The 11410-nt window shown below is 62.4% G+C and carries 11 protein-coding genes; 5 read left to right on the top strand and 6 right to left on the bottom strand.

Annotation, left to right across the window (positions count from 1 at the left end):
- Nucleotides 1-94 precede the first annotated feature (94 nt).
- On the top strand, nucleotides 95-1306 hold the full coding sequence (locus tag FJ960_RS15555) for an NADP-dependent isocitrate dehydrogenase (RefSeq protein WP_027143667.1): 1212 nt from the start codon (nucleotides 95-97) through the stop codon (nucleotides 1304-1306).
- 80 nt (nucleotides 1307-1386) lie between these two features.
- Entirely contained in the window at nucleotides 1387-2013 is a 627-nt protein-coding gene (locus tag FJ960_RS15560; RefSeq protein WP_140715099.1) for a glutathione S-transferase family protein, read from the top strand.
- A gap of 64 nt (nucleotides 2014-2077) precedes the next feature.
- On the opposite strand, the gene alaS is transcribed toward FJ960_RS15560, so the two are convergent.
- Entirely contained in the window at nucleotides 2078-4744 is a 2667-nt protein-coding gene (gene alaS, locus FJ960_RS15565; protein WP_140506385.1) for an alanine--tRNA ligase, read from the bottom strand.
- 271 nt (nucleotides 4745-5015) lie between these two features.
- Nucleotides 5016-6116, bottom strand: coding sequence for a recombinase RecA (recA, locus tag FJ960_RS15570; RefSeq protein ID WP_013895892.1), 1101 nt, complete (start codon nucleotides 6114-6116; stop codon nucleotides 5016-5018).
- 303 nt (nucleotides 6117-6419) lie between these two features.
- Between recA and FJ960_RS15575 the strand changes: the two genes are divergently transcribed.
- Together FJ960_RS15575 and FJ960_RS15580 are read left to right on the top strand one after the other, a co-directional pair.
- On the top strand, nucleotides 6420-7364 hold the full coding sequence (locus FJ960_RS15575; RefSeq protein WP_140715101.1) for a carbohydrate kinase family protein: 945 nt from the start codon (nucleotides 6420-6422) through the stop codon (nucleotides 7362-7364).
- 57 nt (nucleotides 7365-7421) lie between these two features.
- Nucleotides 7422-8339: a pseudouridine-5'-phosphate glycosidase gene (locus tag FJ960_RS15580; RefSeq protein ID WP_140715103.1), complete on the top strand. Its 918-nt coding sequence runs from the start codon at nucleotides 7422-7424 to the stop codon at nucleotides 8337-8339.
- Nucleotide 8340: 1 nt separating this feature from the next.
- On the opposite strand, the gene FJ960_RS15585 is transcribed toward FJ960_RS15580, so the two are convergent.
- Complete coding sequence (locus FJ960_RS15585) at nucleotides 8341-8664, bottom strand: TfoX/Sxy family protein (protein WP_140715105.1); 324 nt, start codon at nucleotides 8662-8664, stop codon at nucleotides 8341-8343.
- Nucleotides 8665-8754: 90 nt separating this feature from the next.
- Between FJ960_RS15585 and FJ960_RS15590 the strand changes: the two genes are divergently transcribed.
- The gene (locus FJ960_RS15590; RefSeq protein ID WP_140715107.1) at nucleotides 8755-9252 is read left to right on the top strand and encodes a GFA family protein; all 498 of its coding nucleotides are present in this window, start codon (nucleotides 8755-8757) and stop codon (nucleotides 9250-9252) included.
- Between the two features lie 35 nt (nucleotides 9253-9287).
- Here the strand turns inward: FJ960_RS15590 and sufA are convergent, their stop codons facing one another.
- The 3 genes from sufA to FJ960_RS15605 all read right to left on the bottom strand — a co-directional run bounded on the left by sufA (nucleotide 9288) and on the right by FJ960_RS15605 (nucleotide 11409).
- Nucleotides 9288-9668: a Fe-S cluster assembly scaffold SufA gene (gene sufA, locus FJ960_RS15595; protein WP_140506400.1), complete on the bottom strand. Its 381-nt coding sequence runs from the start codon at nucleotides 9666-9668 to the stop codon at nucleotides 9288-9290.
- Between the two features lie 101 nt (nucleotides 9669-9769).
- On the bottom strand, nucleotides 9770-10162 hold the full coding sequence (locus tag FJ960_RS15600) for an SUF system Fe-S cluster assembly protein (protein WP_140715109.1): 393 nt from the start codon (nucleotides 10160-10162) through the stop codon (nucleotides 9770-9772).
- 5 nt (nucleotides 10163-10167) lie between these two features.
- Nucleotides 10168-11409, bottom strand: coding sequence for a cysteine desulfurase (locus tag FJ960_RS15605; protein WP_140715111.1), 1242 nt, complete (start codon nucleotides 11407-11409; stop codon nucleotides 10168-10170).
- Between the last annotated feature and the right edge of the window lies 1 nt (nucleotide 11410).

The following is an 11410-nucleotide window of genomic DNA, read 5'->3' on the forward strand; positions in this document are numbered from 1 at the left end:
GCGTGGCCAAAAGCGCTTTGATATACGGGCGGCATCCCCGGCCAACGCCACGCGGGCAAGGCCGTCCCATTCCCAGCAACGAGGCATTCTTTCCATGGCGAAGATCAAGGTGGCGAACCCGGTCGTCGAACTCGACGGCGACGAGATGACCCGCATCATCTGGCAGTTCATCAAGGACAAGCTGATCCACCCTTATCTCGACCTCAAGCTTGAATATTACGACCTCGGCATCGAGCACCGCGACGCCACCAACGACCAGGTGACGATCGATTCGGCCAACGCCATCAAGAAATACGGCGTCGGCGTGAAATGCGCGACCATCACCCCCGATGAGCAGCGCGTCGAGGAATTCAAGCTGAAGAAGATGTGGAAATCGCCCAATGGCACCATCCGCAACATTTTGGGCGGCACCATCTTCCGCGAGCCGATCATCATGAAGAACGTGCCGCGCCTGGTGCCCGGCTGGACCAAGCCGATCATCGTCGGCCGTCACGCCTTCGGCGACCAGTATCGCGCCACCGATTTCCGCTTCCCCGGCAAGGGCAAGCTGACGATCAAATTCGTCGGCGAGGATGGCCAGGTGATCGAGCATGACGTGTACGATGCGCCCGGCGCCGGTGTCGCCATGGCCATGTACAATCTAGACGAGTCGATCCGCGAATTTGCCCGGGCGTCGCTGAACTACGGCCTGCTGCGCAATTATCCGGTCTACCTGTCGACCAAGAACACCATCCTCAAGGCCTATGACGGCCGCTTCAAGGACATATTCCAGGAGGTCTACGAGGCTGAATTCGAGGCCGAGTTCAAGTCAAAGAAACTTTGGTACGAGCACCGCCTGATCGACGACATGGTGGCGTCGAGCCTGAAATGGTCGGGCGGCTATGTCTGGGCCTGCAAGAACTATGACGGCGACGTTCAGTCCGACACCGTTGCGCAGGGTTTTGGGTCGCTCGGCCTGATGACCTCGGTGCTGATGACGCCGGATGGCAAGACCGTCGAAGCCGAAGCCGCGCACGGCACTGTCACCCGCCACTATCGCCAGCATCAGAAGGGCGAGGAAACCTCGACCAATTCGATCGCCTCGATCTTCGCCTGGACACGGGGCCTGGCGCACCGCGCCAAGCTCGACGACAACGCCGAACTGAAGCGTTTTTCCGAGACCCTGGAAAAGGTCTGCATCCAGACCGTCGAGAGCGGTTTTATGACCAAGGACCTGTCGCTTTTGATTGGCCCCGACCAGCCTTGGTTGTCGACCACCGGCTTCCTCGACAAGATCGACGAGAATTTGCAGAAGGCGATGGCGTAGGCACCCGCAGTTCCAAATGCCGAAGGCTCCGAAAGGAGCCTTCGGTTTTTTGGGGCCGGCGAAAGCAAAGGGCTGACAGCGTGACCAAGCCAATCCTCTATGGCGCGGACTACAGTGTGTATGTGCGCATCGCGCGGATGGCGCTGGCGGAGAAAGGCATCGACTGCGAGCTGGTGCCGCTCGACATCTTCGCCTCCGAGGGGGTCCCGGCTTGGTATCTCGAACACCATCCGTTCGGCCGCATTCCGGCCCTCGAGCACGACGGGTTCCGCCTCTTCGAGACCAGCGCGATCGCTCGCTATGTCGACGAGGCCTTCGATGGGCCGGCGCTGCAGCCTGCCGATGTGCGCGGCCGCGCCAGGATGGGCCAGATCATCGGCATGCTCGATGCCTATGCTTATCGGGCGATGGTCTGGGACGTCGCTGTCGAGCGGCTGGAAAAAGAAGCTCCCGACGAGGCGCTGATCGCCGGCGGGCAGCGGCAAGCCGAAATAGTGCTCAGGGTGCTGACCTCGCTGAAGACACAAGGGCCATGGCTGCTTGGCGACCAGCTGACGTTGGCCGACCTGCATGCGGCGCCGATGATCGGCTATTTCGTCAGGGTTGCCGAAGGACGCGACTTGCTGGGGCGGTTTGCGGGTATCCGGGACTGGTATGCGCGTGTCTCGGTGCGTGCAAGCTTTGCGCGCACCGACAAGGTTAGTTGACAAGGATTGAGATGGCTTCGGGGCGGCGCCCCTCCCAACCGTCGTAATAAGTCCAATCCGACGCTTACGCTGCCTCGAGCGCCGCCCTTACCGCCGCGATCGCATCGTTGGCTTTCGACGCGTCCGGTCCGCCGGCCTGGGCCATGTCGGGACGGCCGCCGCCGCCCTGCCCGCCCAATGCGGCGGAGGCGACGCGCACCAAGTCGACGGCGCTGAAGCGGTTGACGAGATCATCGGTGACGGCGACCACGACGCTCGCCTTGTTGTCCTCGCCAGCGCCAACGAACACGACGACGCCAGAGCCCAACGAAGTCTTGCCGGCGTCGGCCAGCGGCTTCAAATCCTTCGGCGAGACGCCGGAAACCGCCTTGCCGAGGAAGCCGACGCCAGCGACGATCTCGTTGGCGGCCGGGGCATCGGCAGGCGACCCGCCGCCCAGCGCCAGCTTCTTGCGCGCTTCGGCCAGGTCCTTCTCGAGCTTCTTGCGCTCTTCGAGCAGCGCTTCGACGCGCGCTGGCACATCCGCCGGCGAGATCTTCAGCGTGGCAGCGGCCGCCTTCAGCCGCCTGTCCTGCTCGTCGAGATGTTTTCGCGCGGCTTCGCCTGTCAGCGCCTCGATGCGGCGCACGCCTGCGGCGACCGCGCCGTCCGAAACGATGCGCACCAAGCCGATATCGCCGGTCGCCCTGACATGCGTGCCGCCACAAAGCTCGACCGAATAAGGCCGGTTGGCCTTAGCGCCATGAACGCCCGTGCCCATCGAGACGACGCGCACCTCGTCACCATACTTCTCGCCGAACAGCGCCATCGCGCCCTCAGCAATGGCGTCGTCGACCGACATCAGGCGCGTGGTCACCGGGCTGTTCTGGACGACGATCTCGTTGGCCATGCGCTCGACCTCTTCGAGCTCCTGCGGAGAGATCGGCTTGTTGTGGGAGATATCGAAACGCAGGCGCTCGGGCGCGACCAGCGAGCCTTTTTGAGCGACATGGGTGCCCAGCACCTCGCGCAGCGCCTCATGGATCAGATGCGTGGCGGAATGGTTGGCGCGTAGCCTGGAACGCCTGGCATGATCAACCTTCAGTTCGACCGCGGCACCCGTCTTGACCGTGCCTGCGATCACCTTGCCGAGATGCACAAACAGACCATCGGCCTTCTTCTGCGTATCGGAAATCTCGATCGAGAACCCCTCACCCGAGATTACGCCGGTGTCGCCCATCTGGCCGCCGGATTCGCCATAGAACGGCGTCTGGTTGATGACCACGGCGACCGCATCGCCCTTGGCGGCGCTGTCAACGGTCTTGCCGTCCTTGACCAGCGCCTGGATGAGGCCCTCAGCCTGCTCGGTTTCGTAGCCGAGGAATTCGGTGGCGCCGGTTTTTTCGCGCACGGAGAACCAAACCGTTTCGGTGGCGGCCTCGCCGGACCCGGCCCAGTGCTTACGCGCCTCCGCCTTCTGCTGCTCCATCGCATTGGTGAATCCGGCAAGATCGACCGAAATGCTGCGCTGGCGCAGCGCGTCCTGTGTCAGGTCGAGCGGAAAGCCATAGGTGTCGTAGAGCTTGAATGCCGTCTCGCCATCCAGCATGTCGCCGGCGCCGAGCTTCTCCGTCGCCTCGGAGAGCAGCCCGAGGCCGCGCACCAGCGTCTTGCGGAACCGTGTCTCCTCGAGTTTCAAGGTCTCGGTAATCATCGTTTCGCCGCGCACCAGTTCCGGATAGGCCTGGCCCATCTCGCGCACCAGCGCCGGCACCAGCTTCCACATCAATGGATCGCGGGCGCCGAGCAGCTGCGCATGGCGCATGGCGCGGCGCATGATGCGACGCAGCACATAGCCGCGGCCTTCATTCGACGGCAGCACGCCGTCGGCGACCAAGAAGGAGGACGAGCGCAGGTGATCGGCAATGACGCGGTAGGAGGAAACCGTTTCCGCATCGGGTGCGCGCCCAAGCGCGGAGGACGCAGCATCGATCAAATGACGGAACAGGTCGGTCTCGAAGATGCTCTCCACCCCCTGCAGGATGGATGCCATGCGCTCCAGGCCCATGCCGGTGTCGATCGACGGGCGCGGCAGGTCAACGCGCTCCTCCTTCGTCACCTGCTCATACTGCATGAACACCAGATTCCAGAATTCAAGGAACCGGTCGCCATCCTCCTCCGGACTGCCGGGAGGGCCGCCCCAGATGTGCTCACCACGGTCGATGAAGATTTCCGAGCACGGGCCGCAGGGTCCGGTATCGCCCATCGCCCAGAAATTGTCCGAGGTCGGGATGCGGATGATGCGATCGTCGGAGAAACCGGCGATCTTTTTCCAGAAATCGGCCGCCTCATCGTCGGTGTGGTAGACGGTGACCAGCAGCTTATCCTTCTTCAGCCCGAATTCCTTGGTGATGAGGTTCCAGGCAAGCTCGATGGCGCGCTCCTTGAAATAATCGCCGAAGGAGAAATTGCCGAGCATCTCGAAAAAGGTCAGGTGGCGCGCGGTATAGCCGACGTTGTCGAGATCGTTGTGCTTGCCGCCGGCGCGAACGCTTTTCTGGGCGGTGGTGGCACGCGAATAGGGCCGCTTCTCCAAACCGGTGAAGACGTTCTTGAACTGCACCATGCCGGCATTGGTGAACATCAATGTCGGATCGTTGCGCGGCACGAGCGGGCTCGAGGCCACGACCTCGTGGCCCTCCTTGCGGAAATAGTCGAGAAATGTCGACCGGATCTCGTTCACGCCACTCATGGATACTGCCTTTTCAAGAGAGCCGCCGGCCGGACCGGCGGGAGATGGCTCTGTGTTTTCTAGAAGATGGAGTTGGCCTTTTAGCCGTAGCTCTTGACCCTGTCCAGAAACACGGAATTGGGCCAATTCGCGCTTTGCACCGGCACTTACGCAGGCACGCAAACGAAAACCGCCGGCGCGAAGGCCGGCGGTTTGGAACGCGGTACTACAGAACTCTGTTACTTAAGCATCAGATAATAGGCTGGATTTATGGCCAAACTCTGGCGTTGCCCTACATCGCGCCGGCTTCGTCCTCAAAACCATCATCGCCATTGCCCTCTGAGCCACCGTTTTCGAGGAACTTTTCGGCGATCAACCCGGCATTCTGCCTAAGCGCCAGTTCGATCTCGCGCGCGGTGTCGGGATTGTCGCGCAGGAACAGTTTGGCGTTCTCGCGGCCCTGGCCGAGACGCTGCGAATTATAGGAGAACCAGGCGCCCGACTTCTCGACCACACCGGCCTTGACGCCGAGATCGACCAGTTCGCCGGTCTTGGAGACACCCTCGCCATACATGATGTCGAACTCGACCACCTTGAAGGGCGGCGCCAGCTTGTTCTTGACCACCTTGACGCGGGTCTGGTTGCCCACCACCTCGTCGCGATCCTTGACCGAGCCAATGCGGCGGATGTCGAGACGCACCGAGGCGTAGAATTTCAGCGCGTTGCCGCCGGTCGTCGTCTCGGGCGAACCGAACATGACGCCGATCTTCATGCGGATCTGGTTGATGAAGATGACCATGGTGTTGGAGCGCGAGATCGAGGCGGTCAGCTTGCGCAGCGCCTGGCTCATCAGGCGGGCTTGCAGGCCCGGCAAGGAATCGCCCATCTCGCCCTCGATTTCGGCGCGCGGCGTCAGCGCCGCCACCGAATCGACCACCAGCACGTCGATGGCGCCGGAACGCACCAGCGTATCGCAAATCTCCAGCGCCTGCTCGCCGGTGTCGGGCTGCGAGATCAGCAGGTTTTCAAGATCGACGCCGAGTTTGCGGGCGTAAACCGGATCGAGCGCGTGCTCGGCATCGACGAAGGCGCAGATGCCGCCCTTCTTCTGGGCTTCGGCCACGGTATGCAGGGCCAGCGTCGTCTTGCCCGAGCTTTCCGGCCCGTAGATCTCGATGATACGGCCGCGCGGCAGACCGCCGACGCCGAGCGCGATGTCGAGGCCGAGCGACCCGGTCGGCACCGTTTCGATCTCGACGACCTGCTCGTTGGCGCCGAGCCGCATGATCGAGCCCTTGCCGAAAGCCCGCTCGATTTGCGACAGCGCCGCATCCAGAGCCTTTGATTTGTCCACTGCCTTATCCTCTACCAGCCGCAAAGAATTCTGAGCCATGATACATCACCCCTTGGTCGTCAATGAAGGCCGGACAATCCGTAATCCTTGTCAATTTGTACCTTTTTTGTTCTCATTTGGCAAGGGGGTGACAACCAATTGAAAAACAAGCGATATCCTGATTTGTTCTTTTTTTGTCTCGCAAACCCGGGCAGGAACAGGCTCCGCCCGGGCAGGAACAGGCCGCGCATTGGGCCAGACGGCTCGATCGTATCGCCCGGCCGAATCGCCGTCCTGCATGCGAAGCTCTGTCGCGCACTCTAGCGCTTGTGCGGTCCCAACAACAAAGGTCATATCGCCGCCATGGTGGATTCGTTGAAGGTACTGGCCGTGGGCGGTGCCCATATCGACCGGCGTGGCCAGGTGTCCGGCCCCTATGTGCCGGCCGCCTCCAATCCCGGCACGATGCGCGAGGATGTCGGCGGTGGCGTCTTCAATGCGTTGCGCAGCATGGTGCGGCGCGGCCTCTGCGCATCGCTGCTTTCGGTGCGCGGTGGCGATGCGTCAGCCGATACGGTTTCACGGGCCATCGCCGAGGCAGGCATCGCCGATCTTTCGGCGGTGTTCCTCGATCGTGCCACGCCGAGCTACACAGCGCTGATCGATCGCGAGGGCGAATTGATCGTCGGCTTTGCCGACATGGCGCTGTACGACCTGGCTTTTCCCAAGCAGATCAGACGTTCCAAGATACGCCAGGAAGTGGCCGCCGCCGATGCCATCCTGTGCGACGCCAACCTGCCGTCGGCCGCACTGGAGGGGTTGCTGTCGCTCGCCGCCGGCAAACCGGTTTTCGCCATCGCGATTTCGCCAGCCAAGGTGACGCGGCTGATACCGGTGCTCGGCGGGCTGGCCCAACTCTTCATGAACCGACGGGAGGCCGCTGTGCTGGCCGGCGTCAATGCAGGTGTCGGCGAGCAGGAAATGATCGACGGATTGCGGTTCAGCGGCCTTGCCAGCGGCGTGGTCACGGCAGGCAGTGGCCCTGTGCTGGGTTTCGACGGCACGGGCGCCTTTTCGATCCTGCCGCCTGCTCCGAGAAAAGTTGCCGATGTCACCGGCGCCGGCGACGCACTGGCGGGCGCGACGGTCGCGGCACTGCTGCGCGGCCTGCCATTGCGCCAGGCCCTGCGCGAAGGCGTCGCGGCGGCAACGTTGACCATCGAAAGCGCCAATGCGGTGCCCGAATTCACCGCGGCGAGTTTCGCGGAGGCGCTGGCCCTTGTGCCGGATGCCAGGGAAGTGGCATGAGACCGGCAAATCCATAGAGCGCAGTGGATGCGCCGCACTCCGGATTGGAGATCAGAGATGACGCCAGAAACCGCCCGCCCTTTCATCGATATCCACGCACCGGTAGGGCAAGCCCTGGCCGCCGGGCGTCCGGTGGTGGCGCTCGAAAGCACCATCATCACCCATGGCATGCCCTATCCCGACAATGGCGCCATGGCGGCCAATGTCGAGAAGATCATCAGTGACGGCGGCGCGGTGCCGGCGACGATCGCCGTGATTGGCGGCCGCATCAAGATCGGCCTCTCCGACGGCGAGCGCGAATCGCTGGCGATGACGGGTGACGCCATGAAGCTGTCGCGCGCCGATCTCGGCTTCGCCGTCGCGCAAGGCCGCACCGGGGGCACCACGGTCGCAGCGACCATGATCGCGGCTGACATGGTCGGGATAAAAGTATTCGCCACCGGCGGCATCGGCGGCGTGCACAAGGGCGCGGAAAAGAGTTTCGACATCTCGGCCGACCTCGATGAACTGGCGCGCACGCCGGTCATCGTCGTCTCGGCCGGCGCCAAAGCGATCCTCGACATCGAAAAGACGCTGGAAGTGCTGGAGACGCGCGGCGTGCCTGTGGTTGGCCATGGCTGCGAGACGATGCCCGCCTTCTGGTCGCGGCAGTCGCCGTTCCGGGCGCCATTGACCCTGCACAAGCCGGAAGACATCGCGCATTTCTATCAGACGCGCCTGGCTCTGGGTTTGGGCGGCGGCTTGCTGGTTGCCAATCCGGTGCCGGAAAACCACGAAATCCCCGCTGAAGAAATGGCGGGCTACATCGAAGCCGCGCAGAAGGCGGCCGAGGCCCTCAACGTCACCGGCAAGGCGGTAACGCCGTTCCTGCTGGGAAAAATCCTCGAACTCACCGGCGGCCGCAGCCTGAAGACCAATATCGCGCTGGTCGAGAACAATGCAAGGCTGGCGGCTGAGATCGCCAAGGCCTTGTAGGTCACTTGCCGGCGCGCCGCCCCGCCTCATAGGCGCGGCGTGCCCAGACCGTCATTTCGTCCGGATCGTCAAAAGCGCTGTCGGGAATGCTCCAGTAGGGCATCGCTACCAGCTTGCCGTGGCGCGTGCCGATATAGGTCCACTGCCGGCAGCCCGCGGCTTCGAAATCCGGTGCGCTTTGCTCGTCCGCCTTCAGCAGCAATTCGCCACGCAGGACAATGGCGACGATGACGCCGTCGAAATAGATGCCCTTGCCGCCGAACAGTTTTCGGATGCTGACCTGACCGAGGCCCTCGAACAGTTCAGCGATGCGTTCATTGTCCATGCCGCGATCATGTCACCGGCATTTGGCCTTGTCATCGCCGCAACCAAAATCATGCTGACAGGTTGTGGCTATCCTGTCGGAGTTTTTGCCATGCCTGTGCTGCTCAAGGGGTCCTGTCGCTGCAACGCCGTGCGTTTCGAGGTGGAAAGCCACACGCCCGTGCCATTCATGCTGTGCTACTGCTCGATCTGCCGCAAGCAGCAGGGCGGCGGCGGTTTCGCCATCAATCTAGGCGCCGACTACGAAACGCTGAACATCAGGGGCAAGAGAAACCTTGGCGTCTATCGCGCCGAGATCGAGGACGACGAGCATCCCAATTGCGAGGTCTCGACCGGCGAGCGCAATTTTTGCCGCAAATGCGGGTCAGCGCTGTGGCTCTACGACCCGACCTGGCCGGAACTGGTGCATCCCTTCGCCTCGGCGATCGACAGTGACCTGCCGAAGCCGCCCGAAAAAGTGCATCTGATGCTGAAATACAAGGCGAACTGGGTCGAGCCCGATATCGGGCCGAAGGACAAGGTGTTCGACGTCTATCCCGAGGAATCGATCGCCGACTGGCACAAGCGGACAGGCATGTGGGTGGATTAGCTTTCTTCACCCCGTAAACGGGGCGAAGGAAATGCTCAGGCCGAAGCGCGCGCCTCGGCCAAGACTTTCAGATCGGCCGGTTTCAATTCGACCGATTCGCCGCAGCCGCAGGCCGAGCTCTGGTTCGGGTTGCGGAAGGTGAAGCCGGTGCGCAGCGTCGTCTGCTCGAAATCCATCTCGGTGCCGAACAGGAAAAGTGCTGCTTCCGGCGCGACATAGACATGGGCGCCGTCGCGTTCGATGTGGTCGTCCTTGGCGTTGGGCTCGGTCACCAGGTCGACCGTGTATTCCATGCCGGCGCAGCCGCCCTTCTTGATGCCGAGACGAATCCCATGCGCGTTATCGCGCGTGGCGACGATCTCGCGCACCCGGTCGGCGGCCTTTTCGGTCATCGTGATGACGGCAAATCGTCCCATGTTTTTCCTTCTCCATTCCATGCAGGTTCAAGGCCTGCCGAATGAGTCCTCACCTAAAATGGTGAAGTTTTACCATTGGCGCAAGTGTACCGGGCTCGCTGCTAGTACCAGCCCACCGCCACCTGCGCCTCTTCCGACATGCGATCGGGCGTCCAGGGCGGATCGAAAGTCATGTTGACTTCGACGCCAGACACGCCTTCGACGGCGCCGACAGCATTTTCCACCCAGCCGGGCATTTCGCCGGCCACCGGGCAGCCGGGCGCGGTCAGCGTCATGTCGATCTTGACCGAGCGGTCGTCCTCGACGTCGATCTTGTAGACGAGGCCGAGCTCGTAGATGTCGGCCGGGATTTCCGGGTCGTAGACCGTCTTCAGCGCCGAGACGATGTCATCGGTCAGCCGCGCCAGTTCATCGGCCGGGATGCCCGAGGCGGAAACGACGCTGTTGCCGGCGTTTTCCGGCGTAGCCTCGGTGGTGGTGCTCACATCATCCATGGTCGTCACCCGAAAAACTTGCGCGCTTTTTCAAGCGCCTCGGCCAAAGCGTCGACTTCGGCCCTGGTATTATACATGCCGAACGATGCCCTGCATGTGGAGGTTACGCCAAAGCGTTTCAACAGCGGCTGGGCGCAATGGGTGCCCGCGCGGACAGCCACGCCTTGCCTGTCTATCACCATCGAGACGTCATGGGCATGAATACCTCTTAGTTCGAAGGAGATGATGGCGCCCTTGCCAGGCGCATCACCGAAGATGCGCAGCGAATTGATGGCGCGCAGGCGCTCATGGGCATAATTCTTGAGGTCTTCCTCGTGTGCCGCGATGCGCTCACGGCCGACAGTGTCCATGTAGTCGAGCGCGGCACCCAGTCCGATCGCCTGGACGATCGGCGGCGTGCCGGCTTCGAAGCGGTGCGGCGGGTCGTTGTAGGTGACGATATCTTCCGTCACCTCCTCGATCATCTCGCCGCCGCCCATGAAGGGCCGCATGCCGGCGAGACTATCCTTCTTGCCGTAGAGCACGCCGATGCCCGAGGGGCCGTAGACCTTGTGGCCGGTAAAGACGAAGAAATCGCAATCGAGATCCTGCACGTCGATGGGCATGTGCACGGCGCTCTGGCTGCCGTCGACAAGCACCGGAATGCCGCGGGCGTGAGCGATCCGGACGATCTCCTTGATTGGCGTCACCGTACCCAGTGCATTCGACATCTGCGTGATGGCGACTAGCTTGGTGCGGTCGGTCAGGCGTTTTTCGAATTCCTCGATGTGGAAGACACCGAGGTCGTCGACAGGGACCCAGACCAGCTTGGCGCCCTGGCGTTCGCGGATGAAATGCCACGGCACGATGTTGGAATGGTGCTCCATGATCGACAGCACGATCTCGTCGCCCTCGCCGATATTAGGCATGCCATAGCCATAGGCGACGGTGTTGATGGCCGAGGTCGTGTTCGAGGTGAAGACGATGTTGTCGGTGCTTGGCGCGTTGAGGAAACGGCGCACCGTTTCTCGCGCCTTTTCATAGGCGTCGGTGGCGGCATTGGAAAGGAAATGCAGGCCGCGATGGACGTTGGCATACTCCTGGCTGTAAGCGTGCTCGATGGTATCCAGCACCACCTGCGGCTTCTGCGCCGAGGCGCCGTTGTCGAGATAGACGAGCGGCTTGCCATAGACTTCGCGCGACAGAATCGGAAAGTCACGGCGGATCGCCTCGACGTCGTAGGGGCTGGTTTCGATCTTCTGGTCCATC

It is taken from the genome of Mesorhizobium sp. B2-3-11 (genome assembly GCF_006442215.1).
In the GTDB taxonomy this organism is placed as follows: domain Bacteria; phylum Pseudomonadota; class Alphaproteobacteria; order Rhizobiales; family Rhizobiaceae; genus Mesorhizobium; species Mesorhizobium salmacidum.

What these genes read in the sequence shown, in the direction of transcription:
- FJ960_RS15555 (WP_027143667.1), top strand. Translation starts at nt 95, where the DNA reads ATGGCGAAGATCAAGGTGGCGAACCCGGTCGTCGAACTCGACGGCGAC.
- alaS (WP_140506385.1), bottom strand. Translation starts at nt 4,744, where the DNA reads ATGAGTGGCGTGAACGAGATCCGGTCGACATTTCTCGACTATTTCCGC.
- recA (WP_013895892.1), bottom strand. Translation starts at nt 6,116, where the DNA reads ATGGCTCAGAATTCTTTGCGGCTGGTAGAGGATAAGGCAGTGGACAAA.
- FJ960_RS15575 (WP_140715101.1), top strand. Translation starts at nt 6,420, where the DNA reads ATGGTGGATTCGTTGAAGGTACTGGCCGTGGGCGGTGCCCATATCGAC.
- FJ960_RS15580 (WP_140715103.1), top strand. Translation starts at nt 7,422, where the DNA reads ATGACGCCAGAAACCGCCCGCCCTTTCATCGATATCCACGCACCGGTA.
- FJ960_RS15585 (WP_140715105.1), bottom strand. Translation starts at nt 8,664, where the DNA reads ATGGACAATGAACGCATCGCTGAACTGTTCGAGGGCCTCGGTCAGGTC.
- FJ960_RS15590 (WP_140715107.1), top strand. Translation starts at nt 8,755, where the DNA reads ATGCCTGTGCTGCTCAAGGGGTCCTGTCGCTGCAACGCCGTGCGTTTC.
- sufA (WP_140506400.1), bottom strand. Translation starts at nt 9,668, where the DNA reads ATGGGACGATTTGCCGTCATCACGATGACCGAAAAGGCCGCCGACCGG.
- FJ960_RS15600 (WP_140715109.1), bottom strand. Translation starts at nt 10,162, where the DNA reads ATGGATGATGTGAGCACCACCACCGAGGCTACGCCGGAAAACGCCGGC.
- FJ960_RS15605 (WP_140715111.1), bottom strand. Translation starts at nt 11,409, where the DNA reads ATGGACCAGAAGATCGAAACCAGCCCCTACGACGTCGAGGCGATCCGC.